Consider the following 23771-nt stretch of genomic DNA (forward strand, 5'->3'; position numbering starts at 1 on the left):
GTCTGCACATCCAACGATTTCTATACTGTCGCCATGACCCAGCCCAAATCGCGTCGCCGCCCACCTCTCTTGCAAGCTCTCGCGTGGTTCATCCCGGGGCTGATCGCCGGAGTCGCAGCGGGATTGACGACCCATCCGCTGACCCTGATTCCTCTGCTGCTGGCGAACGCACTGACCATGGCCGCGATCTGCCATGCGATCGGCTTCGATCCGGAGCCGCGCTTCGGCCGCACCGTGCTGCGCCGTGGCGCCGCACATTTGGTGATGTTCACTGCCTACACCGCCCTGGTGTTCGTGCTGGTCGCTTGGCCGATGCTGCAACTCAGCCAGGCACCCAGCCTCGGTGCGGCACTCTTGCTGGCTGCTGCACTGGTGCTGGCACTGGTGGCGCTGTGGCGCCTGTGGCCTGCGTTCGGGCTGGTGTTCGTGTGGGACGACGCGTACCCGAGCCAGCGTGACGGCTCGTGGATTTTCACGGCGACCTTGCGCAGCATCGCATTCGGCCGTCATCTGTCGCGTGAGGAAAGGTTTTTCAGCCATTTCCTGCCGGCCGCGCTGGCCTTGCTGGTGCTGGCCTTCGGCGCGATCGCACTGACCGGCCTGGTAGGCATGCTGCCGGCCGAGTTACGCATCGCTGCATTGGGGGTGTATGCCATCGCGCTGCTGCCGTTGGGCTGTCTGGTCATTGCCAATCGCACGCTGCGCGCACTGTTGTGCGAACGGCAGCATCCGCGCCGGCACAGCGACCACGCCGCGACGCCAGCGAGGGGGACCGCGAGTGCTCCGCGACCCGTGTTGAGCGAGGAGGAGCGCACTGCCGGTACGCCCGAACAGGCCGAGGCTCTGCTGGTTGCCACCCGCGACGGTGACATCGAACGCGCGCTGGCACTCGTCGAGGCTGGTGCCGATCCCGGCACCGCGCCCGCTGCCGGAGATCGCGACCAGCGTCCGGTGTTGATGCTGGCCGCGTTGTTGCCGGATACACGTCTGCTGCGTGCGCTGATCGCCAAGGGTGCCGACGTGAATCGCGCCAGCGGTGGCCTCACACCGCTGCTGGCCGCCACCCGCGACAGCTGGCATGGTCGCGCCGAAGCCGTGCTGACCCTGCTCGCCAATGGCGCCAGTCCGCTCGTTACGGATGCCGAAGGCAACACGCCACTGCATGGGGCCGTTCTGAGTGCCGAGCCGGGCGTCGCAGCGATGCTGCTGGATGCCGCCGCACCGATCAACACGTTGAACCAGGCCGGCATCAGTCCGCTGTCCACCGCCTGCCGCGCTGCCAACTGGCCGCTGGCGAAATTCCTGCTGGAACACGGTGCCAAACCGGCGCCGGCCGATGGTGAGCCGGCTCTGGTCGCCGCCGCCGGCATCGCCGACGACGATGTCACCGGCGTCAAGCTGCTGCTCAAGCACCGCGCCGCAGTGAATGCCGTGGACGCGCGTCATCGTCATGCACTGTTGAGCGCCGCCTCTGAGGGCCACGAGCAGATCGCCCGCGTGCTGTGCACCGCGGGTGCCGACGTCAATCTGACCGACCGGCATGGCAGCACGGCGTTGATGGAAGCGGCAAGGGCCGGCGCTGGCGGCATCGTGCAACTGCTGGCCGAGGCGCAGCCCGATGCACGCCTGCGCGACCAGCACGGGCGCGACGCACTCACCCTGGCCTGCCAGTCGCCGCACGCACAGGGCGAAACCGTGCGCGCGCTGCTCGCGCTGGGCGCCGAACCGAAGGCTCCCGGCAGCGATGGCCGCAGTGCGCTCGACCATGCCGCCGCGGCCGGTCGCTGGGACCTGGTTGCGCTGCTCGATCCGGACACGCCGTTGCCGACCAGCCTCAGCCAGGATCTGCTGGCTGAAGGCGCGGACACCCCGGCGCACCTGCTCGACGCGCTGCGCTTCGGCCACTGGGCGATCGTGTCGGGTTTCGCCGAACGCGTGCGCGAATGGCCGCAGGCACAGCTGGCTCAGTTGTATCTGGATCTGGCCACACCGGGTCTCGCGGCCGGCCGCCGCTGGCTGCTCGAACACGGTCTCGATGCCGAAGCACGTCTCGAAGCACCTCGGCTCGATGATGCCGATACCGCTGAAGCCCCCCCGCTACCGCCCCTGGGCCGGCGCCTGTTCGACGCGTTGCTGCAGCAGCTGCCGAACTCGACCGAAGCGCTGGATGACCTGTTGCAGAGCGGTGCCACGCCGGCCGGTGCTGGCCTGCTGGCCCAGGCGCTGACGCGCCTTAACGGTGTCGCGCAGGCGGCCGCGCTGCCACTGAACCTGCTCGAACGCGGCGCCGATCCGTTCGGCCCGGATGCGCGCGAGCGCACGCCGTTGCATCTGGCTGTGGTCAATGCACAGCTCGATCTGCTGCAGGCATTGCTGGCGCGCGGCTGCGATCCGAACACCCGCGACCGCGACGGCCGCACGCCACTGTTTGCCGCGCTCGAACATGGTGCACAGGCGCTGCCGCTGGTGCGCACGCTGATCGCCCACGGCGCCAATCCCGAAGCGGCCGACACCAACGGTGAAACGCCACTGGGGCTGGCGCTGGAGCATCCGGCGGTGGAACGCTGGCTGGACTGGCGCGACTGGCCGCGACCGAATCGTCCGCTACGCGCCGACGATCTCCCCGTCGCTGCGGCAGCTGGCGCACTGGCCACGGTGCAACGGCTGCTGGAGCTGGGTTTCGCCGTGGACACCCGCGACGAACAGGGCGCCTCGGCGTTGCTGCGCGCCTGTGGTGCCGGTCATCGCGAAATCGCCGCCTGCCTGCTTGCTGCCGGCGCCGATGCAGCACTGGCCGCGAAAAGCGGCGTGACACCGTTGGCTGCGGCAGTCGCCGCGCGGCGCGAGGGACTCGTCGAATTGCTGCTGGAACAGCATGTCATAGCCGACCAGCGCCTGCCCAACGATGCCACCGCCTTGATGGTGGCCGCGGCGATGGGTTATCCGGAAATCGCCGAGCGGCTGCTCGATGCCGGCAGCGACGTCAATGCAGTCGACGCGGCTGGCCGGACGGCATTGCATGCTGCCGCGCAGTTCGGCTTCGAACACAGCGACAGCCTGCGTGCACGGCGCCTGTTCGACAGCCTGCTGAAGCATGGTGCCGACATCAACCGCGCGGACAGCGAGGGCAAGACCCCCCTGCTGCTGCTGCTCGGTGCGCAACTGCGTCCCGGTGTCGAATGCGATGCCACCCACATCGGTGCGCTGGTACCGCTGTTGCTGGAAGCCGGGGCCAAGGTCGAGCACGCCGACCAACGTGGCGTCACCGCGTTGCACGCCTGCGCCATGCATGCCCTGCTGCCACCGGCACGCGTGCTGCTGTCGCGTGGCGCCGATCGCGCGGCCGCCGATGCCTTCGGTCGCACGGCCGCCGACGTGGCGCGCCAGCTGGGCTATGTCGACATTGCGCACGAACTGGCGGCGCGCAGCAGCGCGATCCCGAGCGTGCGACAGACCCTGCGTCAACCCGCGCAACCGGCCGAATAGACACCGTTCGCCTCGGCAGTGCTTTCGGCGACCGCCGCCACCGCGGTGCGCCAGCGCAGTGTCCGCCAGGCGTTCACCACCTGCGCCGTATCGATCTCGTCCACGCGCCGGGTCCCCGGCAAGCCACCCAGCACGATCACGTCGCTGCCCGAACCGCTGCGCGGTGTCCACAGCTGCGGTTCGCGGGAACCCATCAGCACCACCAGCGGACATCCCATCGCGGCGGCCAGATGCCCTGGCCCGGTATCCACCGAGACCATGCTGTGGGCAATCTCCAGCAACGCCTTGAGGCGCCCCAGCGGGAGAATCGCGGCCTCGATCCTGGGTGATGCTGCATCCACCACCGACATCAGAAAATCAAGGTAGCCGGCCTCGGCCGGCGAGCCGCAAAACAGCACCTGCGCCTGTGGCAGACGCTGGCTGATGGTGCGCGCCAGCGCGGCCCAGTGCTCGGCCGGCCACGACTTGTCGTCATCCTCGGTGGCTCGCACGCCATTCCAGCGCATGGTGCGCTTGTTGGCTGGTTGCAGCAGAATCAGCGTGCGACCGTTCATGCCTTGCGCGTGCAGCCACGTGTCGCGGTCGGTGCGCTCCGCCACGCTGACCTGCAGCTGCGGTGCAGCAGCGACTGGAGATGTCAGCGCCCCGCAAGTTGTGCGAAACGCCGCCGGGGTGGTGTCACCGAAGCGCAGCAGCAGATCCACCCAGTGCTCGTGTTCGATCAGCGGAATGTCTTCGATGAAACTGCAATGCTCTGCCGGCACGCCGGCCAGTGCCAGCATCGGGCGGATCTTGGTGCGTGTGCGCTCCACCGGCTCGCTGATGTAGAACGGTGATCCGCGCAGTCGTCGCAAGGCCATCGCGGCGCGCAAGCGCTGCGGGCGCATCCAGATCGGCCCGGCTTGCGAGTTCAGTGGAATGCAGCCTGCCACCTCCGGTTGCGCCGAATAGAGTGCCGGCGACCAATCGCCCAGGGCGAGCAGCTGGCAGGGTCGGCCATAGCGCTGGTGCAGCTTGTGCAACAAGGGTTGCAGCAGGACCGTGTCGCCAAGCCGGCCGAAGCGGATGACGACGGGGCCGGTCGGCGCGGGAGGCTGATTCGTGGGCATGACTCCAACCAACGCCGGAAATTGCAGGCGGTTGACGCAGCGTACAGCGGTCCCCGCCAATTTCACCGCTCGCGATGGACCGCCACGATCAATCCGAACCTGCCAGCGGCACATCGACATCGCGCTGGCGGATCCGGGCAGCGGAAGGTTCGGCGTCGGCCTCGAACAGCTTCTCCAGATCGGCCAGGGCCTCCCGTGTGGTCTGCACCAGCTTGGCCTCGTCATCGTAGACCGCGTACTGCAGCTTGATCAGCTCTGCATCCTGGCGACGGAAGCGTTCCACCTGATCGGCGGCCTGCTCCGGCGCCAGACCCAATGCCTCCAGCGCCTTGCGGGTCAGCTTGAGGCTGGAATACAGCGTCTCGCGCACCGGCTCGTCGATGCCCAGATCCATCAACCGCCACACGTGCTGGCGGTTGCGCGCGCGCGCGATGATCTTCAGGTGCGGATATTGCCGGCGCACCACCCGTGCCACGCGCAGGCTCGATTCGGGGTCGTCGCTGGCCAGCACGAACACTTCCGCCTTGTCCGCCTGCGCGGCACGCAGCAGCTCGGGGCGCGCCGGGTCGCCATAGAAGATGTCAGTGACGTTGCCGAAGCGCTGGACCAGATCGAGCTGCTCCACCGAATGATCCAGCGCCACGAACGGGATGCCCTGCGCACGCAGCACGCGGGCTACGATCTGCCCCATGCGGCCGTAGCCGGCGATGATCACCCGCGGCGCATGGGTGTCGATGATGTCGTACGCCCGTGTCGGCTTCTTCGACTTGCCGCCCAGCAGCTTCGCCACCAGCGCCACCAGCAGCGGCGTCAAGGCCATCGACAAGGTGATCGCCAGCACCAGCAATCCGTTTTGTCGCGCACTTAGCAGCTGCTGCCCGGTGGCCAGCTTCAGCACCACGAAAGCGAATTCACCGCCGCAAGCCAGCAGCACCGCCAGCCGCAGCGCATCGGTCCGCTCGAGTTCGCCGAGCCACCGTCCCAGCGGCCACAGCAGCACGCCTTTCAGCAGCATCAGTGCGATCACCAGCTCCAGCACCAGCAGCGGTTGATGCAGCAGCAACGACAGATCCATCGACATGCCGACGCTGATGAAGAACAGCCCCAGCAGCAGGCCCTTGAACGGCTCGATATGCGATTCGAGTTCGTGCCGGTATTCCGAATCGGCCAGCAGCACGCCGGCGAGGAACGCGCCGAGGGTGGTCGAGACATGCGCCAGTTCCATCAGCAGCGCGGTGCCCATCACCACCAGCAAGGCGGTGGCGGTGGACACTTCCACCGAGTCGGCACGCGCCACGAAGCGGAACACCTGGCGCAGCAGATAACGGCCGCCGACCATCACCAGCGCAATCACCACGATCGTGCGCAACATCGCCAGCAGATCGATGCCTTGCGCCGACGACGAACTGGCCAGCAACGGCACCGCGGCAATCAGCGGGATCGCCGCCAGATCCTGGAACAGCAGAATCGCGAAGGCCTGGCGCCCATAGGCCGAGCCGGCCTCCTTGCGCTCGCCGAGGATCTGCAAGCCGAACGCGGTGGACGACAACGCCAGGCTGCCGCCGATGATGGCCGCCGCGCTGCCGGAAAGTCCGAACAGGTAGTACGCCGCCGCGCCGATCGCCAGGCTGCAGCTCAGCACCTGCAGCAGGCCGGTGCCGAACACCGAGCGACGCATCACCCACAGCCGCTGCGGCGACAGCTCCAGACCGATCACGAACAGCATCAGCACCACGCCAAACTCGGAGATCGCGGCGACCCCCTCGGTATCGCTGACCAGGCCGAGCAGCTGCGGGCCGATCACCACGCCAGCCAGCAGATAGCCCAGCACCGAGCCCAGCCGGAAGCGCTTGGTCAGCGGCACCGCGATCACCGTGGCGAGCAGGAACACCACCGCGGTCTGCAGGAAATGAGAGCTGTCCACGCGTGCGCCATTCATGTCGTAGAGGCCCGATTATTCCACGCAGCCACCCTTCGTGCGGCGATATCGTGCACGGCACCCAAAAAGAAACAGGCCCGCACATGGCGGGCCTGTTTGCAGTGTGGCAGCCGGGCTGCCGGTTGTGCCGCTTACTTCGCCGGGGCGTCCTTGAGGCCGCGATTCTCCAGCATCGGCTCGATGCTCGGATCCTGGCCACGCCAGTCCTTGTACAGCTTCGCCAGCTCCACCGTATTGCCGCGCGACAGGATCATCGCGCGGAAACGGTCGCCGTTCTCGCGGGTCAGGCCACCGTGATCCTTGAAGCCGATGAAGGCATCGTCCGCCAGCATCTGTGTCCACAGGTAGGCGTAGTAGCCGGCGGCGTAGCCGTTGCCCCAGATGTGCTGGAAGTAGCTGGAACGGTAGCGCGGCGGCACGTAGCTGAGGTCGATCTTGTCCTTCTTCAGCGCGGCCGTCTCGAACTGGTCGGCATCCTGCAGTGGCGCATCGGCGCCGAGCATGTGCCAGTTCATGTCGAGCAGGGCCGCCGCGGTCAGCTCGGTCATGGCATAGCCACTGTTGAACTTGCCGGCCTTCTTCATCTTGTCGACCAGCGCCTGCGGCATCGGCTCATTGGTCTTGTAGTTCTTCGCGTAATTCGCGAACACCTTCGGGTCGGTCGCCCAATGCTCGTTGAACTGCGACGGGAACTCGACGAAGTCGCGTGCCGTGGCGGTGCCGGACAGGGTCGGATACTGCTCGTCGGCAAAGATGCCGTGCAAACCATGGCCGAACTCGTGGAACATGGTGACCACGTCGTCGAACGACAGCAGTGCCGGCTGACCCGCGGCCGGCTTGCTGAAGTTGGCCACGTTGTAGATCACCGGCTTGGTGCCGAGCAGCTTGGACTGGCCGACGAAATTGTCCATCCAGGCGCCGCCATTCTTGTTGTCGCGCTTGAAGTAGTCGCAGTAGAACAGCGCAATCGACTTGCCGTCCTTGTCGAACACCTCGAACACGCGCACGTCCGGCTGGTACACCGGAATGTCATGGCGTTCCTTGAAGGTCAGCCCGTACAGCTGGTTGGCGGCGTAGAACACGCCGTTCTGCAGCACGTTGTCGAGCTCGAAATACGGCTTGATCTGGCTTTCATCCAGATCGTACTTGGCCTTGCGCACCTGCTCGGCGTAGTAGCTCCAGTCCCATGGCTCCAGCTTGAAGCTGGGCTGCTTGAGCGCGGCCTGGTCCTTGTCGATCTGCGCCTGGATGTCGGCGGCTTCCTTGGTCGCGCGAGCCACCGCGGCCGGCGCCAGCTTGTCCATGAAGGACATCGCCGTTTCCGGTGTCTTCGCCATCTGGTCGTCCAGCTTCCATGCCGCATAGTTCGGGAAGCCGATCAACTTGGCCTGCTCGGCACGGATCTGCGCAAGGCGCTCGATGATCTTGCGGGTGTCGTTGGCGTCGCCCTTCTCGGCGCGGTTCCACGAAGCCTCGAACAGCGCCTTGCGGGTATCGCGGTCGCCCAGGTCCTGCAGTTCGGGCTGCTGGGTGGTGTTCTGCAAGGTCAGCACGTACTTGCCGTCCAGCTTGCGATCCTTGGCAGCCTGCTCGGCGGCAGCGATCTCGGCATCGGACAGACCGGCCAGCTTGGCCTTGTCGTCGACCACCACGGCGGCATCCTTGGTGGCGGCCAGCAACTTGTTGGTGAACGACGTGCTGAGCGTGGATTCTTCCTTGTTGAGATCCTTCAGCTTGGCCTTGTCGGCATCGGACAGCTTGGCGCCGGCGTGCACGAAACCCTTGTAGACCACCTCGACCAGACGCGCCGATTCCGGATCGAGCTTGAGCGTGTCGCGCTGGTTGTAGACCGCCTCGACACGCTGGAACAGCTTGCTGTTGAGGTAGATCGCATCCTGATGGGCAGCCAGCTCGGGCGCCACATTTTCCTGCACCTTCTGCAAGGCATCGTCGGTATTGGCGCCGGTGACGCCACCGAACACGGCCAGCACGCGATTCAGCATGGCGCCGGATTTCTCCATCGCCACGTAGGTGTTCTCGAAGGTCGGCGCATCCGGGTTGTCCGCGATCTTCTCGATCTCGGCCAGCTGCTGCTTCATGCCCTCCTCGATCGCCGGCTGGTAGTCGGCATCATGGATCTTGTCGAACGGCGGCGCCTGGTACGGCAGCGTGCTGGCGGCGAAGAACGGGTTGCTGGTCATGGCGGTGGCGACCGGTGCGGCGCTGCTGGCGGGAGCCGCCGAGGCGGCCGGTGCGGGGGACTTGGCGGCATCATTCGGCTGCTGCGAACAGGCCGCGAGGGCCATCGTGGTGGCAATCACAATCGAGCGGAGACGGAGCATCTGGCTTCCCCAAGTGGCGCGTCCATAGGCGGACACAGTAAGTCGGAACTTCCGACTGTAACCATTCCCGGGTGGTTTCTCCAAGCCCACAAGTCATGTCGGCGATGCCGCCGGTTCAGGCTGCCCGCATGTCGCGCAACTGCCACGCCGCGCCGATCAGCAGATACAAGCGGTGCCGTACCACGCTCATCGGCAGCTCGGTCACCAGATCGACCTCGGTATGCAGATCGACCACCTTTGCACCCACTTGTGCCGCGGGATCGGTTGCACCAAGACTTGCATCGACTGCGTCCGGATCCGGCTGTGCCGCGCGCCAGCGCTGAAACAGGCCATCGTCGCGCAATGATTGCTGCAACGCGGCAGCAAAGTCGTTCGGGCCGGCGCCGTCGTAAGTGAAACGCGGATCCGCGCCGCGTGCATGGGCCAGGTCGGCGATCGAGAGGTAGTAGCGGTTGCGGGCCATGTGAGCTCCGACGATGGGAATACGCGCCATCCAAGCACAATGGATGTGAAGCCTAGTCCAAGGCCGCGACAGCGACATGCAAGTGAGCCGCCGCAGCCGCTGGCACCACGCCGTGCGGCAGCACACCGAGACACGGCGCCGGCAGCAGTTCGCGCAGGGTCGCCAGATTCTCCTCCAGCGCCGCCATGTCCGGATCGATGCAGTTGCCGATCCAGCCCAGCAGGCGACAGCCATCGGCTTCGATGGCACGGGCGCTGAGCAGGGCATGGTTCAGGCAGCCCAGCCGCAGACCCACCACCAGGATCACCGGCAGCTGCCACTGCCTGGCGATATCCGCCGCGAACAACCCCGGCGCCAGCGGCACCAGCCAGCCGCCAACACCTTCGACCACCACGCGTTGATGGCTGCCCACGAGCTGTTCGAAGGCACGCTGCAACGGCGACAGCGAAATCTCGATGCCATCGTGGGCTGCCGCCAGATGCGGCGACAACGGATCACGCAACGCGACCGGATTGATCAGCGCATACGGCAGCACAGCGCTCCCAGCCGCCTGCAGCGCCAATGCATCGTCGTTGCGCAGACCTTCCGGCGTCTCCACGCAACCGCTCGCTACCGGCTTCATGCCGCAGGCGACATGCCCGGCTGCCCGCAAGGCATGCAGCAATGCGCACGCCGCATGGGTCTTGCCGATACCGGTATCGGTACCGGCGATGAAGACACTGCGGTTGATGTCGGACAAGTCCAATCCCATGTCGGCTGAAGTTCCATGGCGATCCGCCCCACCCCCGCCATTCGCAGGCATCGGTACGGATCATCCGGCGCATAATAGATTTTTTGGCTACGGACCACTTCATGTTCGAACTGAAGTCACACACTCACGCTGGCAAGCGCGAACACTACGAGGACCTGGCGCAGCAGGCGCGCGGCCTGCTCGCCGGCGAGCGCGACCTGATCGCGAACGCGGCAAATTTCAGCGCATTGGTCTATCACAGCCTGCCCGAAGTGAACTGGGCCGGCTTCTACCTGTACGACGGCAGCGAGCTGGTGGTCGGTCCGTTTCAGGGCAAGCCCGCCTGCATTCGCATCGCGCTGGGTCGCGGCGTCTGCGGCACCGCCGCGCAGACACGCGAGACCCAGCTGGTGCGCGACGTCAACGCCTTCGCCGGGCACATCGCCTGCGATGCCGCCTCGCAATCGGAAATCGTGGTGCCGCTGGTGAAGGCCGACGGCAGCCTGCTCGGTGTGTGGGACGTGGACAGCCCGGTGATCGACCGCTTCGACGAGGACGACCGCGCCGGCATGCAGGCGCTGTGTGCGGTGTTCATGGAAGCCGTGCGCGGTTAAAGCCGTCCGCTCAGCGTTCGTGGCCCTGATGCGCACCGTCGCGCGGCTGGCGCAGCAACGTCATTACCGCCTGTCGTGCTTCCTCCACACCGGTGCCGGCGGACGAGGAAAAAATCTGCGCGGTGGCGTGCAAGCCTTCGGCCACAAACTGCTTGCGCAGTGTCGCCAGTGCCTGCGTGGCCTGCCCGCGCGATAGCTTGTCGGCCTTGGTCAGCAGCAGATGGCACGGCAGCTGGGTGGCAAAGCAGAACTCCAGCATCAACCGGTCGAACTCCTTCAGCGGATGGCGGATGTCGACGATCAGGATCAACCCGCGCAGGCTGCGGCGCTGATGCAGGTAGGCGTCGATCTCCAGCTTCCAATGCTCACGCATCTCCAGCGGTACCTTGGCGTAGCCGTAGCCAGGCAAATCGATCAGGCGCACATCGAGCGGTGGCTGGCCATCGATCTGGACCGGTGGCGGCAGGCTGAAAGCAACCATCTGCTGGGTGCGACCGGGGGTCTTGGAAGTACGCGCCAGCCCCTTGTGGCCAGTCAGCGCATTCAGCGCACTGGACTTGCCGGCATTGGAGCGGCCAGCAAACGCCACCTCGGCGCCTTGATCGGCAGGCAGCTGACTGATGCGATGGGCGGCGAGCACGAACTGCGCGCCTTGCAGGGGATTCGACATGGGATGGTTTGACCAAGGTACGGTGGCACGGGGATAATTCTTCGGTTTCTGCCTGTCGCAGTCCTGATGGCTGCAAGCGACGGCAGTGTCTGCGAGCCTTTCGGGAGTCAAGTGTATGAGTTTTCGCTCCGCCGGTTTTCGGCCCGCTGTTCTCGGGTCCGCCATCGCGCTTGTGCTGGCGCTCTCCACCAGCGCACTGATGGCGCAGGAAGTGCAACCGAAAACCGTCGCGCCAGCTGCTGCCAGCACTGCTGCAGCACCGGCGAACACAGCCAGCACGGCGGCCGCGCCGACCGCCGAAGCCGCCATCAAGCCGGGTGACGCCACCGCCGGCCAGGCCAAGGCTGCCGTCTGCGGCGCCTGCCACGGCCTCGATGGCAACTCCAGCGACGCGCAGTATCCGAAGCTGGCCGGCCAGAGCGAGCAGTACATCGTCCGCCAGCTGACCGACTTCAAGGCCGGCACGCGGCAGAACCCGATCATGCTGGGCATGGCCACGCCACTGTCCGAGCAGGACATGCACGACATCGGCGCCTACTTCGCCAGCAAGACCCCGCTGCCCGGTGTGGCCGACCAGGCCCTGGTCGAACACGGCGAGACGCTGTTCCGCCAGGGTGATCCCAAGCGCGACATCCCCGCCTGCATGGCCTGCCACAGCATCGATGGCCACGGCAATCCCGGCGCCATGTATCCGGAGCTGACCAGCCAGCACGCGCAGTACATCCAGGCCACGCTGAAGTCCTGGCACGACGGCACCACCTGGGGTACCGATGCGCACTCGCAGATCATGCCGTCGATCGCACAGAAACTCGACGCCGACGATATCGCCGCACTGGCCAGTTACATCGAAGGTCTGCACAGCACCGACAACCAGCCTGCTGCCGCCACACCCTGATCCGGACGATTCATGCGCCGACCACAAGTTCGGCGCTGTCGGTTTCAGCCGCACTCCCCCCGAGTCAATCAAGTCCAAGTTCCGCCGCCGAGGTACTCCATGTTGAAGCGTCTGCCGATCCTGTGTGCCGCCCTGCTCGCGCTTGCCGCCTGCAACCATGACAATGGCAGCGGTGCCGCCCAGCCAGCTGCACCTGCCGCGACCACCAGCGCAGCCGCCACCCCGGCAGCCAGCAGTCCGGTGCCGGCTGCCGCAGCGACCGCGACGGCTCCTGCCGCCTCGGCCAGCACCGCTCCGGCGGCCAGCGGCACGACAGCCGCGGCGCCAGCCCCGGCGGCACCGGCCACTCCGTTTGTCGATACCGGCAAGTGGGTCGAGGGCAAGAACTACTTCCTGATCGACCCGGCGCAACCGACCAGCCACCCCGGCAAGATCGAGGTAACCGAGGTGTTTTCCTATGGTTGCCCGGCGTGCAACGCGTTCCACGAGACGGTGGACCAGATCGCCAAGAGCCTGCCGGCCAATGCGGTGATGAATTACCTGCCGGCCTCGTTCCGCCCCGACGAGAACTGGCCGCTGTACCAGCGCGCCTTCCTGACGGCGCAGGCGTTGGGCGTGGTCGACAAGACCCACGATGCGATGTACGACGCGGTGTGGAAGAGCGGCGAGCTGTCCACCTATAGCCTGAAGGGCAGCGGCCTGAAGCCGAAGGAAGCGTGGCCGACGATCGACGACGTGGCGAAGTTCTATGCCAAGTACGGCGTCGACCCGAAGGAATTCGTCGGCATCGCCAACTCGTTCACCGTCAATACCCAGATGAAGCGCGCCGACGACCTGATGAAGGCCTACGGCGTGGATAGCACCCCATCCATGGTGGTCAACGGCAAGTACCGCTTCACTACCAATTCCGCCGGTGGCTATGCGCAGTCGATCGAACTGACCCAGTGGCTGGTGGCCAAGGAAGCGGCCGGCAAGTAAGCCGCAGGTTTGTCGGTTGGACCGGTCCATCGGCAGCCCGAAGCTGCCTTGCCAAGAGAGCGTCCCATGTTCAAGCGAGTGACCCGAATGCGTGCCATCCTCCTGCTCGGCGGCCTGCTGCTGGCGAGTGCCTGCACCGCCCAGTCCAGCGCGCCGGCGCCGTACACCGAGGGCAACGAGTACGTGACCCTGCCCGCTCCCTACCAGCGCTACAGCAGCGCGGGCAAGGTGGAAGTGGTCGAGGTGTTTTCCTATGCCTGCATCCACTGCGCGGAGTTCGCTCCGGTTGCCGAGAAGCTGCGCAAGGAGCTTCCGCCCGGCGTCGAGTTCAAGCTGGTGCCGGCGCCGTTCAGCGCGGAATGGCTGCCGTTTGCGCGTGCCTATTACGCAGCCGATCAACTCGGCGTGGTCGATCGCACGCACATGCAGCTGTTCCAAGCCAAGTTCGGCGACCACTACCCGATCAACTCGATGGATGAACTGGCCGACTTCTATGCCCGCCAGGGTGTCGACCGCACGAAGTTCATCAACATCGCCAGTTCGCCCGAGGCAACCGCCAAGCTGAAGAGTGACCTGGCCCTGATCCAGAAGTGGCAGGTGGACGGCACCCCCAGCATCGTGGTCGATGGCAAGTATCGCGTGAACAATGTCCACACGCTGGACGAGATAGCCGCAGTGGCCGTATGGCTGGCCAAACGCGAGCTCGGCAGCAAGTAAGCCGGCGCCTCACGCGAACCGCGAATGATGCGCGGTTCACCTCGGGTGGATCATGCTGACTGCAGAATCCGGCCAACGGTCCATCGACATGGCCGTCGGCATTCCCCTTCCGTGCAGTGTGTTTCGATGACCCGCGCCACCGTTGCCCAAGCCGATCCTCCCGAACGCCGCCTGCGCCTGCTGAGCTGCAACATCCTCGCCGGTGCCAGCGTGCAGCGTTACAGCGAGTACGTCACCCGCAGCATCAACGCGGTACTGCCCGGACGCAACAAGATGGACAACCTCGACCGGCTGGCCGAGGTATTGCAGCAGTTCGACGTGATCGGCCTGCAGGAGGCCGATGCCGGCAGCCTGCGTTCGGGCTTCCTCAACCAGACCCGCTATCTCGCCGAAACCGCCGGCATGCCGTTCTGGAGCCATCAGCCGAACCGGGCGATGGCGCGGCTGGCGCATTCGGCGAACGGCCTGATCAGCCGGCTGAAACCCCATTCGGTGCTGGATTACCCGCTGCCCAGCCGCATCCCCGGCCGCGGCGCGTTGCTGGCGCAGTTCGGCGAAGGCGACAGTGCGCTGGCGGTGATGATCGCGCACCTTTCCCTGAGCGCGCCGGCACGCACGCGCCAGCTCGGCTTCATCGCCGAACTACTGCAGGACTTTCCCCATGCGATCCTGATGGGCGATCTGAATACCGAACCGCATAGCGCCGAGATGACCCACCTGTTCGCCAAATGCAATCTGCAGCCACCGGCTCGACCGACGCTGACCTTTCCCAGCTGGAAGCCGCGGCGGGCGCTGGATCACATCCTAACCTCGGCCACGCTGCGGATCGACAAGGTCTGGACGCTGCCCCAGGCCTTTTCCGATCACCTGTCGCTGGCCGCTGAAATCCACCTGCCGTCGCACGTCGGCGGCATGATATCCACCAGGGGCCGTCGCCAATGACGCCGTACTGGCGGCGGGCAGCGGCATGGCTGGGACTGCTGGTGGTGGCGCTGGGTGCCGCATCGCTGCGTTACCGCCTGATCGAATCCAGTGCGATTGGCGAGTTGTGCAGCAGCGAGCATGGCCCGGCCTGGTGTGACTGGCGTCAGTGGCTGGTGCTGGGTTTTCAGCATCATGCGGGCAACATAAGCGTCTATGGCGTCATCGCCCTGATGGCCACCGCGCTGGCGCTGTTGTCGAAGCGCCCCTGGCCGGCATGGCTGGCTGCCGCAACGGGCACGTTCGCACTGCTGCTGTATTGCTTCGAACCCGGTGCGCTGGCGTTGCTGATCGGCTGCCTACGCCTGCTGCGTCTGCAGGCGCAGCCGCCCACGCCACCACTCGGCCAGCACCGGCAGCGCGATCAGTAGATTCAGTCCCAGCCATATCCAGGCCACCGGCGTCAGCCACACTTCCTGCGCCAGCACGACCACCGCCAGCACCGGCACCACGACGGCGAGAAAACGCTCCTCCAGCGACGGCATCGACATCGCATGCCGACCAGCCAGCCAGCCCACCAGCGCGTGCGCGATGCACGGCAGCATGAACAGGCCCAGCGGAAAATCGCGATAACGGCCATCGAACACCAGCAGCAAGCCGTAGAACGCCAGCACGAACAGCCAGCCGAAACGCAGCCAGCGCGGCAACGGCGACGACATGCCGCCCGCCATCTGCGCCGCCATCCAGCGCGCCAGCCACAGCGCACTGATCAGGGCCAGCGCACAGGCCAGCAACGACACCGACCACTCCCACGGATCGCGGCAGGCAAACAGCATCTGCCGGAACTGCCATGCCAGCGCGCAGCCACTGGCGAACCCGGCCAGTTTCAGCGCCAGCCAACCGCGCCAGCCACGCCAGCGACGATGCCAGGCGCCGACCAGCGCGAACAAGCCAGTACCCGTCGCACCCGCCAGCCAGCCAGCCCACCAGTGCGGCTCCTCGGTCACCGGCCCTTCCATCGCGAACTTCGGCCGCGCCTGTGCATCGAAGATCCCCCAGTAACCGCCAGCGGTACCTTCCTGCTCACGTTTCCATGGCTGGTCGAACGCTTCGATCACGTTGTACGGCATGCTCACCGTAGCCGCGTAACGCAGGAATTCGCGCAGGTAGCGCGCCTCGTTGATCAGGCTTGCACTTGCCGCCTGGCGCGGCCGTCCGGCGCTGGGCCAGCCGGTTTCGCCGATCATCACGCGACGACCGGGAAACGCCTGCTGCACCTTCGCATACACCATCGCCACGTGCTCCACCGCGCGCTCCGGCGACACCGGCGTGTCCTCCCAGTAAGGCAGGATGTGGATGGTGAGGTAATCGACCGAACCAGCCAGCTCGGGATGGCGCAACCAGAATTCCCACACGTCGGCATACGTCACCGGCACGCTGATGGCAGCGCGCACTTCGTGCAGATAGCCGGCCACTTGCGACGAGGAAAGTTCACCACGCAAAAGCACCTCGTTGCCGACGATCACACCACGCAGCACGTGCGGGTATTTGTGCGCTATCGAAATGCCAAGCCGGACCTGCTCATCGTTCGCCTTCCTGTCGGCGCCCAGCCAGATGCCCAGCAGCACCTTCATGCCGTAGCGATTGGCAATTTCCGGCACGGCGCTCAGGCCCTGCCCCTGCGAATAGGTGCGCACGCAGTCGAAACGCTGCGACAACGCACGCAGATCCTCATCAATGCGTTCGGGACTGATGAAGGCGTTCGGATCGAGCGGTGTCTCGCCTGCCTTGCGGAACGGCGCGTACGACACGCAGGCAATGCGCGCCGACGGCGCATCCGGCAATGACACCGGTCGCCCCACGGCCCACCACCAGTACGCACCAGCCAGTGCAGACAGGACCAGCGCCAGCCACGCGAGTCCGTATCGGTGATTGACAGGCGAGGAGGCTGACGACATGCCGATTCCGTAGATGCTGACGACGAGGCGCGTCAGCTTAACAGGCGCATCCGCGTGCCGACGCCGCATGTTCATCTGACGCCACGGAGGCATGAATTAGACTGCCAGTGGATCGACCGCAGGAGTTCGCATGTTTTCTCGTTCACCCGCGCGGCACGCGCTGCTGGCTGGCCTGTTGCTGACTGCCGGCTGCCTGCTCGCCGCCACTGCCGCCACGACCAGCGAACCCTCGGCTGACCAACGTGCCGCATTCAAGCAGGCTTATGCCGCCGCACAACAGGGTGGCGACAGCTGGCGCAGCATGGCCACCGGCCTGCGCGACTATCCGCTGTATCCGTACCTGCAGGCCGCCGCGCTCGAGCACGACATCCAGCAGACCGACCGCGCCACCGTCGAGTCATATCTGCAGCAATACCCGGACTGGATTCCCGCCGCCGACCTGCGCCGCGACTTCCTGCTGGAACTGGCGCGACGCCAGGACTGGGACAGTTTCCTCGCGTTGTACCAACCTGGCCTCAGCGACACACTGAGCTGCGACGCGCTGCAAGCGAAGCTGGCGAACGGTGGTGCGCTGGATTTCGACAAGGACCTGGCGCCGCTGTGGGCGAAGCCGAACCTGCCCGGTGCCTGCGATCCGGTGCTGAATGCCGCGCACGATCAGGGCCTGCTCACCAGCGCCCGGCTATGGACACGGATCGATCGCGCCGCCGATGCCGGTCAGCCCGGCACCATCGCCAGCCTGGCCAACTGGCTGCCGGCGAATGACAGCGCCACTGCACAACGGTTCGCGCTGGCCCTGCGCGATCCGGCGAGTGCCGCAACGGCCGCTGCCAGTTGGCCGGATACCTCACGCAATACACAGGCCGTCACGCTGGCCTTGAGTCGGCTGGCCCGGCGCCAGTCCGACACTGCCGACAGCGCATGGCAGCAGTTGCAAACCCGCTTCAGCTTCAGTGAGCCGCAGCGCAACCAGATCCTGCATGCACTGGCGCTGTTCCATGCCACCGATTACGACGATGGCGCGCTAGCCCGACTGATCGCCCTGGCCGCCACCGCGCAAACCGATGCCAGTCGCGAATGGCGCGTACGCGTCGCGCTGGCGCAACAGGAATGGCCGGCGGTATTGGCCGCGATCAACGCGATGCCACCCAGCCAGCAGCAGAATGGCGAGTGGCGCTACTTCCGCGCCCGCGCGCTGGCCGCCACCGGCCAGACCGCACAGGCGCAGGCGCTGTACGCCAACCTGGCCAGGGAAACCACGTTCTTCGGCTTCCTCGCCGCCGACCAGCTCGGACAGCCCTACGCGATCTGCCCACGTGCACCGATCGACGACCCGCAGCAGGAGCAGGCGCTGCTTGCGCAACCCAGCCTGCAGCGCGCATTCGAGCTGTTCGCGGTGGACCTGCCGAAGCTGGCGCGGCGCGAATGGGCACGCGCCCTGGATGACGCCGACGAACGCACGCAGGTGCTTGCCGTCGAACTGGCGGACGCCCGCGGCTGGTACGACCGCGCGGCATTCACCCTCAACCACGACGAGGCGATGCGCTACTACACGCTACGCTTCCCGCTCGCCAGCCAGGATGGCGTGGTGGCACAGGCCGAGCAGGCCGGCATCGACCCCGCCTGGGCCTACGGCATCCTGCGCGCGGAAAGCGCCTGGGTGAGCGACGCGCGTTCCGGTGCTGACGCGCGCGGCCTGATGCAACTGGTGCCAGCCACCGCCGAGCTGGTCGCCAAGCGCAACGGCCTCAACTGGGGCGGTGGCGAGACGCTGTATGACCCGGCCGTCAATATCGAACTCGGCACACGCTACCTCGCGCAGGTGGCAGAGCGCTTCAACGGCGCCCCTTGGCTCGCCAGCGCTGCCTACAACGCCGGCCCCAACCGCGCGGATCAATGGGTGGCCGCACGCAGCCAGCTGCCACCCGACCTGTTCATCGCCACCATCCCGTTCAAGGAAACCCGCGAATACGTGGCGCGCGTGATGGACTTCAGCGTGATGTACGACTGGCGCCTGCATGGCAAGGCCGTACCGCTGAGTTCGCGGCTGAGCGCGATCGGCCAGCCGTATGAACTGCCGGACGCCACCACGGTGCGCAGGTCAATCGACTGCCCGCCGCCTGCACCGGTCAGCGCACCGGCCGGCGCCACCTCCACGCCGCAGGCTTCACCATAGAGAGAGCGTCAGTTCTGCTTCAAGGATCGATCCGCATGGCCGCTTTGTCATCCTCGGCGACATCGCGGTCACGCTGGTTGAGTTATTCCTGTCGTTGGAAACCGGCGTGGCCACGATATCGACAAGCTGTCGCGCGGAAGGACACATGGTAAAGACAACGCCTGAGCCCGAGCTTCTCCGAGGGGTGCTGAAGCACGAGCTGGCCGATGCAAGTGAGGTGCTGCACGGGTCGCAACCGCATGCTGACGCGTGACGATCATTGACACATTGCGCACGCCCTCCGCCCCTCAGCCTAGCTGATAGTCGGGACTCGACTTTGCAGCATACCGATTATGGCCTGACTGGCGAGTTCGACAACACGCTCCATCCGGCTGGGTAATCCTGATAGTAGTAACCGGGCTGTGAGGCAGGAAATCCCAGCAATTGGGAAGAGTTGAAGGCGCCGCTGCCGTTGTTCTGCCACAGGTACAGATCGTTGGCTGAGCTGGTCCAGAGAATGCTGGCTGTACCGCCTGAGAACCTGTCTATGGCGGCGACGTGATAACCCGCACTGATCGGCATGATCTGGTACCCGGTACGCGTGCTGCCATTCATCAACCAATAGGCGAACTGATGGGTCGAATCGTTCGTCCAGATCAGGTCGGCACGTTGATCGCCATTGATGTCACCACTACCCACAAGCTGCCACCCGGCGGGGTAGTCGAGTCCCCGAGCGCTGGTGAATGCACCTGCGCCGTTGTTCATCCAGAAGTAGAGGTCATTGGCCGCACTGGTCCAGACCAGATCGACATAGCCGCTGCCCGTGAAGTCGCCGATGGCGGCAATGTAGTAGCCGGGCGTGACGGGAATGATTTTTGTGCTGACGACTGTCGCGCCATTCATCAGCCAGTACGAGAACTGATGGGTCGAATTGTTGATCCACAGGAGATCGGCGGTGCCATCGCCATTGATGTCGCCTGTTCCAACCAAGGTCCAGCCGGCCGAGTAGCTGGGACCTTGAACGGAACTGTACGAGCCGGAACCGTTGTTGATCCAGAAATAGAGGTCATTAGCCGCGCTGGTCCAGATCAGGTCACTGCTTCCGTTACCGCTGAGATCGGCGACAGCAGCAATTCGATAGCCGGCTGCCACGGATGCGACCTTGTTGCCGATCGGGTTGGAGCCCTGCATCAACATGTAAGCGTATTGGCCAGTCGACGTGTTCTGCATGACGATGTCGGCCATGCCATCACCGTTGATGTCCGAAGTTGGCTCACCTGGCGCATTGAATGCAGCCACCACGGGCATCGTTTGATTCAACGCCAGTGTTTGATTGGCCTGGATGGGGTCGCCGCAGGGATTGCCATTGCAAAGGGTAATGTTCGGATCGGCAAAATAGGGGACCGACTGCTGATTCCCGGTTCCATAGGCCATGATCGTAAAGAAGCTGCCCGTTGTCAGCGTCTGTCGCCATCCGTAGGCATACGTAAACGCACCGGGCCCGGAAGCATCTGCTTGGTCATGGGCAAGGCCCATGTTGTGGCCCATCTCATGAGCAAGCGTGATGTCGAGGCAGTAAGAACCGCTGTCGCTGCCATCACCAATGGTTGAGTATCCGTAAGGCGCTGATGCGACCGTGAAAGGGGCCAGGTTTGCACCATTTAGATATCCAAGACCGCAAAGCCCCCCTTGGCCCGTCTTGGAAAACGGGCGCACCAGGCTTACCAGATCCGCTCCCAGTGCTTTGCGCCTCGCACGCAGTGAGGCAAGGGGGCCTGCAGGCGAATTGTTGGTCAGGTCATCAAGTACCTGGTTGTCGTCACTCGCATCGGGATAATTGACTGCCACCGTGCCAACCAGTCGCACGCGGCTGTTGACTTGGCTATCCGAATACGCCTGATTAGCGACAGAAATCAGGTAATTGAGACGGGTGATTACCGCGGAGGTCGATCCCAACGCCGTGACCATCCCGGGCGTGTAGCCAAGCAGAACATCAATAGTGGGAGTGGTGGTGCTTGAAGTGGCTGCAACTATGGCCGCCCGGGTTTGTGCCGCGGCATGGTCACTGACTTGCACTTGCGGAGGCAGGCGATAGTCAATGGGCGGCGACGGCATAAGTTTCTGTACTTGTGCGCGTTCCGCTGCTGCCTGGTCATCCTGCTGGGCGATATAGGTTTTGCCGTTCTGGGTAATGAGGCGTAGTGGTTTACCCTTTGTCGACAACAGCGATCCGAAGGTCGCATCCTTGCCGAAAGTAATTATCACGCTACGTTCGCTACCGGGGGTGCTCACCTCGCCGACCCAGGTTTGATTGCCGTCGCGTTGCGCCTCCACTCGAACGGTTTTCGCAAAGATATGCTCGCCATCCGGGGTTGTTACCCACACACCACCCTCGGCTGAAGCGGCTTCTGCCCAACCCTTTTGGATGTCTACCGGATAGAACCGCTCGGTGCCTTGGAGAAAGCTACTTTGCGTGGCAATACGACTGAACAATTCTGATGTTGCTGCGGTACAGACGCTGCAACTGGCGAACGACAAAATCGCGAACAGCACCTTACCCATGGCTTCCCCCTGTTAACTCCCTAGGCTCAGACTTTAGCGAAATCTGGAACAGTTTTCGTAATCCCTTGTTCACGTGGCGAAACGTGTTCCTAGCTGCAAGAGCCCCGCCGATGTCGCTCCGCTACCTTGGCTTGCTCAACCGGGACATCCGTTGGCAGAATCCCTAGGACGGGTCCCGTTTTGCCACATCCACCATGCATGGGGACGGTGGCAATCAAAATCCAAAATCACCGCGGCCCGGCTCAATCACCCGGCAGCAGATGCTCCTGCACTAGCTGGCTGGTGGATTCGCTCAACCGGCCCTGACTATCGAAGTGCAGCACCACCACCCAGTTGTAGACATCGCCCGGCCAGGTCTTGCGCCCCAGCAACTGCTTGGCATCACCGCCCAGGGCCTCGATCAGCTTCACGATATGCCCGTGATGCCAGGCGATCAGCACCACCGGTGCGTTGTTCTTCTTGCGCAACTCCTTGGCCAGGTCGTCGACCTGATCGTCGGCCCAGGGTTGCTCGATCGGCAACTGCAGGCGGGCAGCCAGCGGCGTCAGCGTGAGCCGGGGACGCATGCTCGCCTTGCTGTCGCTGGTGGCGATCAGGCGCTGTGGCAACAACGTGCCGCCATCGAGCTGGAACGGATCGAAATAACTGGCGTAGGCCTGCGCTCGCTGCTCGCCACGCGGACTGAGGCCATTACCCTGGTCGGGCTTTTCGGCGTGCCGGATGATCAGCACGGTGACATCACGCAGACCGCGCGTGTCCTTGTCGGCATGGTGCGCGGACACCAGCACGGGCCATAGCAACAACACCCAGAGAAGTTTGCGTAGCTGCATGATCCGGATTCCATGTGGGAAGTGCGCGCCAGAATATCAGCGCGATCACGCCGTCGTGGCCACGGGGCTGAACGGATGCCGAAGCGACGATGTGATGCGCGTCGACGGGCGGCCGCATGGCAGAATCCCGCCATGCACATCTATCTGGTCGGCGGCGCGGTCCGTGACAAATTGCTGGGGCGGCCGGTGGTCGATCATGACCATGTGGTGGTCGGCGCGCTGCCCGAGGACCTGCTCGCGCTGGGCTACCAGCCGGTGGGCAAGGATTTCCCGGTGTTCCTGCACCCCGGGACCGGTGAGGAATATGCGCTGGCGCGCACCGAGCGCAAGACCGGACGCGGTTATCACGGCTTCGTGTTCCAGGCCGATGCTTCGGTGACGCTGGAACAGGATCTGGCCCGACGCGACCTCACCATCAATGCGATCGCCGAAGATGCGCAAGGTGTACTGACCGATCCGTATCACGGCGTGAGCGATATCGAGGCGCGCGTGCTGCGGCATGTGTCGCCCGCGTTCGTGGAAGACCCCGTACGCGTGCTGCGGGTGGCGCGCTTCGCAGCGCGCTTCGCGCCGCTGGGCTTCACGGTGGCCGACGAAACCATGGCGTTGATGCGGCAGATGGTCGACGACGGCGAAGTGGATCACCTGGTGCCCGAGCGCGTGTGGGCGGAAACGCGCAAGGCGCTGGGCGAACCGCAGCCATCGGCGTTCCTGCGCGTGCTGCGCGAGTGCGGCGCGCTGGCGGTGCTGTTTCCTGAAGTGGATGCATTGTATGGCGTGCCGCAGCGCGCCGAGTTCCATCCCGAGATCGACTCCGGCGTGCATCTGGAAATGGTGCTGGACGCGGCAGCGCGGCTGGCACCGGGCGACGACCTGGTCGGCTTCTGCGCATTCACGCATGACCTCGGCAAAGCGTTGACGCCAGCGGACGAACTGCCACGTCATGTCGGGCACGAGCATCGCGGCGTGGCACCGCTGCGCGCACTGACTTTGCGATTGAAGGTCCCGACCGAACACGCCGCGCTGGCCGAGCTGGTCTGCCGCGAGCATCTGAATGCGCACCGCGCGTTCGATCTGAAACCGGCCACCGTGCTGAAGCTGCTCGGCGCGCTCGATGCACTGCGTCGTCCCACGCGGCTGGACACCTTCCTGGCCGCCTGCGAGGCCGACAAGCGTGGCCGGCTGGGCCATGAACACGACGCTTACCCGCAGGCGGGGTACTTGCGCGCAGCGCATGCCGCAGCGGCGGCCGTGGAGGCGAGTGCATTTGTCGAACAGGGGCTGGCCGGTCCGGCCATCGGCGCAGCCATGGCGACGGCCCGCACCAAGGCGATCGCCGCCGTAAAAACTAACCATCCGCCAAGCTGATCCGCGGTATAAAGCCGGGATAAAGATTGCCCGC

Annotated in this window: 18 protein-coding genes; 9 read left to right on the plus strand and 9 right to left on the minus strand. The window is 65.2% G+C overall.

The genetic code is table 11. The features are described 5' to 3' along the window. Positions 1 to 33 precede the first annotated feature (33 nt). Positions 34 to 3486 carry an ankyrin repeat domain-containing protein gene (locus tag B0E50_RS05260; RefSeq protein ID WP_077440139.1) on the plus strand — a complete coding sequence of 1151 codons (3453 nt, stop codon included), beginning with the start codon at positions 34 to 36 and terminating at the stop codon, positions 3484 to 3486. Here B0E50_RS05260 and B0E50_RS05265 read toward each other — a convergent pair. From B0E50_RS05265 to bioD, 5 genes are all read right to left on the minus strand, one after another. Continuing rightward, a complete protein-coding gene (locus B0E50_RS05265) occupies positions 3462 to 4595 on the minus strand; it encodes a glycosyltransferase family 9 protein (RefSeq protein WP_077440140.1) in 1134 nt (377 codons plus the stop codon). The genes B0E50_RS05260 and B0E50_RS05265 overlap by 25 nt on opposite strands. A gap of 88 nt (positions 4596 to 4683) precedes the next feature. Further along, positions 4684 to 6519: a monovalent cation:proton antiporter-2 (CPA2) family protein gene (locus B0E50_RS05270; RefSeq protein ID WP_077440285.1), complete on the minus strand. Its 1836-nt coding sequence runs from the start codon at positions 6517 to 6519 to the stop codon at positions 4684 to 4686. Between the two features lie 146 nt (positions 6520 to 6665). Further along, positions 6666 to 8876 carry a peptidyl-dipeptidase Dcp gene (gene dcp, locus B0E50_RS05275; protein WP_077440141.1) on the minus strand — a complete coding sequence of 737 codons (2211 nt, stop codon included), beginning with the start codon at positions 8874 to 8876 and terminating at the stop codon, positions 6666 to 6668. 115 nt (positions 8877 to 8991) lie between these two features. Continuing rightward, positions 8992 to 9339 carry a hypothetical protein gene (locus B0E50_RS05280; RefSeq protein WP_077440142.1) on the minus strand — a complete coding sequence of 116 codons (348 nt, stop codon included), beginning with the start codon at positions 9337 to 9339 and terminating at the stop codon, positions 8992 to 8994. Positions 9340 to 9391: 52 nt separating this feature from the next. After that, a complete protein-coding gene (gene bioD / locus B0E50_RS05285) occupies positions 9392 to 10069 on the minus strand; it encodes a dethiobiotin synthase (RefSeq protein WP_077440286.1) in 678 nt (225 codons plus the stop codon). Positions 10070 to 10191: 122 nt separating this feature from the next. On the opposite strand from bioD, the gene B0E50_RS05290 reads away from it, so the two are divergent. Next, positions 10192 to 10683: a GAF domain-containing protein gene (locus B0E50_RS05290; RefSeq protein WP_077440143.1), complete on the plus strand. Its 492-nt coding sequence runs from the start codon at positions 10192 to 10194 to the stop codon at positions 10681 to 10683. 10 nt (positions 10684 to 10693) lie between these two features. On the opposite strand, the gene yihA is transcribed toward B0E50_RS05290, so the two are convergent. Continuing rightward, on the minus strand, positions 10694 to 11353 hold the full coding sequence (gene yihA / locus B0E50_RS05295; RefSeq protein ID WP_077440144.1) for a ribosome biogenesis GTP-binding protein YihA/YsxC: 660 nt from the start codon (positions 11351 to 11353) through the stop codon (positions 10694 to 10696). A 115-nt stretch (positions 11354 to 11468) separates the two neighbouring features. Here yihA and B0E50_RS05300 point away from each other — a divergent pair, with 115 nt between their 5' ends. The 5 genes from B0E50_RS05300 (at position 11469) to B0E50_RS05320 (ending at position 15295) form a co-directional block, all read left to right on the plus strand. Further along, entirely contained in the window at positions 11469 to 12248 is a 780-nt protein-coding gene (locus tag B0E50_RS05300) for a c-type cytochrome (RefSeq protein ID WP_077440145.1), read from the plus strand. Positions 12249 to 12347: 99 nt separating this feature from the next. Beyond that, complete coding sequence (locus tag B0E50_RS05305; RefSeq protein WP_077440146.1) at positions 12348 to 13226, plus strand: thiol:disulfide interchange protein DsbA/DsbL; 879 nt, start codon at positions 12348 to 12350, stop codon at positions 13224 to 13226. Positions 13227 to 13292: 66 nt separating this feature from the next. Beyond that, positions 13293 to 13943, plus strand: a complete 651-nt coding sequence (locus tag B0E50_RS05310; RefSeq protein ID WP_077440147.1) for a thiol:disulfide interchange protein DsbA/DsbL — start codon at positions 13293 to 13295, stop codon at positions 13941 to 13943. Between the two features lie 126 nt (positions 13944 to 14069). After that, positions 14070 to 14885, plus strand: a complete 816-nt coding sequence (locus tag B0E50_RS05315; RefSeq protein ID WP_077440148.1) for an endonuclease/exonuclease/phosphatase family protein — start codon at positions 14070 to 14072, stop codon at positions 14883 to 14885. Further along, positions 14882 to 15295 carry a hypothetical protein gene (locus B0E50_RS05320; RefSeq protein ID WP_077440149.1) on the plus strand — a complete coding sequence of 138 codons (414 nt, stop codon included), beginning with the start codon at positions 14882 to 14884 and terminating at the stop codon, positions 15293 to 15295. The genes B0E50_RS05315 and B0E50_RS05320 overlap by 4 nt, the downstream gene beginning before the upstream one ends. Here the strand turns inward: B0E50_RS05320 and B0E50_RS05325 are convergent. Next, positions 15224 to 16822, minus strand: a complete 1599-nt coding sequence (locus tag B0E50_RS05325) for a glycoside hydrolase family 17 (RefSeq protein WP_077440287.1) — start codon at positions 16820 to 16822, stop codon at positions 15224 to 15226. The genes B0E50_RS05320 and B0E50_RS05325 overlap by 72 nt on opposite strands. Before the next feature lie 130 nt (positions 16823 to 16952). Here B0E50_RS05325 and B0E50_RS05330 point away from each other — a divergent pair, with 130 nt between their 5' ends. Further along, positions 16953 to 18998 carry a transglycosylase SLT domain-containing protein gene (locus B0E50_RS05330; RefSeq protein WP_077440150.1) on the plus strand — a complete coding sequence of 682 codons (2046 nt, stop codon included), beginning with the start codon at positions 16953 to 16955 and terminating at the stop codon, positions 18996 to 18998. Between the two features lie 330 nt (positions 18999 to 19328). On the opposite strand, the gene B0E50_RS05335 is transcribed toward B0E50_RS05330, so the two are convergent. Together B0E50_RS05335 and B0E50_RS05340 are read right to left on the minus strand one after the other, a co-directional pair. Next, a complete protein-coding gene (locus tag B0E50_RS05335) occupies positions 19329 to 21539 on the minus strand; it encodes a reprolysin-like metallopeptidase (protein WP_077440151.1) in 2211 nt (736 codons plus the stop codon). A 242-nt stretch (positions 21540 to 21781) separates the two neighbouring features. Then, positions 21782 to 22369, minus strand: coding sequence for a flagellar basal body-associated protein FliL (locus tag B0E50_RS05340; RefSeq protein ID WP_077440152.1), 588 nt, complete (start codon positions 22367 to 22369; stop codon positions 21782 to 21784). A 132-nt stretch (positions 22370 to 22501) separates the two neighbouring features. Here B0E50_RS05340 and B0E50_RS05345 point away from each other — a divergent pair, with 132 nt between their 5' ends. Next, positions 22502 to 23737, plus strand: a complete 1236-nt coding sequence (locus B0E50_RS05345) for a multifunctional CCA addition/repair protein (protein WP_077440153.1) — start codon at positions 22502 to 22504, stop codon at positions 23735 to 23737. Positions 23738 to 23771 lie beyond the last annotated feature (34 nt).

The sequence above is a fragment of the Rhodanobacter sp. C01 genome, from assembly GCF_002001045.1.
Lineage (GTDB): Bacteria > Pseudomonadota > Gammaproteobacteria > Xanthomonadales > Rhodanobacteraceae > Rhodanobacter.

Bases quoted from the DNA above. Each gene is read 5' to 3' on its own strand.
- B0E50_RS05260 (WP_077440139.1), top strand. From the start codon at position 34: ATGACCCAGCCCAAATCGCGTCGCCGCCCACCTCTCTTGCAAGCTCTC.
- B0E50_RS05265 (WP_077440140.1), bottom strand. From the start codon at position 4,595: ATGCCCACGAATCAGCCTCCCGCGCCGACCGGCCCCGTCGTCATCCGC.
- dcp (WP_077440141.1), bottom strand. From the start codon at position 8,876: ATGCTCCGTCTCCGCTCGATTGTGATTGCCACCACGATGGCCCTCGCG.
- B0E50_RS05280 (WP_077440142.1), bottom strand. From the start codon at position 9,339: ATGGCCCGCAACCGCTACTACCTCTCGATCGCCGACCTGGCCCATGCA.
- B0E50_RS05290 (WP_077440143.1), top strand. From the start codon at position 10,192: ATGTTCGAACTGAAGTCACACACTCACGCTGGCAAGCGCGAACACTAC.
- yihA (WP_077440144.1), bottom strand. From the start codon at position 11,353: ATGTCGAATCCCCTGCAAGGCGCGCAGTTCGTGCTCGCCGCCCATCGC.
- B0E50_RS05300 (WP_077440145.1), top strand. From the start codon at position 11,469: ATGAGTTTTCGCTCCGCCGGTTTTCGGCCCGCTGTTCTCGGGTCCGCC.
- B0E50_RS05305 (WP_077440146.1), top strand. From the start codon at position 12,348: ATGTTGAAGCGTCTGCCGATCCTGTGTGCCGCCCTGCTCGCGCTTGCC.
- B0E50_RS05310 (WP_077440147.1), top strand. From the start codon at position 13,293: ATGTTCAAGCGAGTGACCCGAATGCGTGCCATCCTCCTGCTCGGCGGC.
- B0E50_RS05315 (WP_077440148.1), top strand. From the start codon at position 14,070: ATGACCCGCGCCACCGTTGCCCAAGCCGATCCTCCCGAACGCCGCCTG.
- B0E50_RS05320 (WP_077440149.1), top strand. From the start codon at position 14,882: ATGACGCCGTACTGGCGGCGGGCAGCGGCATGGCTGGGACTGCTGGTG.
- B0E50_RS05325 (WP_077440287.1), bottom strand. From the start codon at position 16,822: ATGTCGTCAGCCTCCTCGCCTGTCAATCACCGATACGGACTCGCGTGG.
- B0E50_RS05330 (WP_077440150.1), top strand. From the start codon at position 16,953: ATGTTTTCTCGTTCACCCGCGCGGCACGCGCTGCTGGCTGGCCTGTTG.
- B0E50_RS05335 (WP_077440151.1), bottom strand. From the start codon at position 21,539: ATGGGTAAGGTGCTGTTCGCGATTTTGTCGTTCGCCAGTTGCAGCGTC.
- B0E50_RS05340 (WP_077440152.1), bottom strand. From the start codon at position 22,369: ATGCAGCTACGCAAACTTCTCTGGGTGTTGTTGCTATGGCCCGTGCTG.
- B0E50_RS05345 (WP_077440153.1), top strand. From the start codon at position 22,502: ATGCACATCTATCTGGTCGGCGGCGCGGTCCGTGACAAATTGCTGGGG.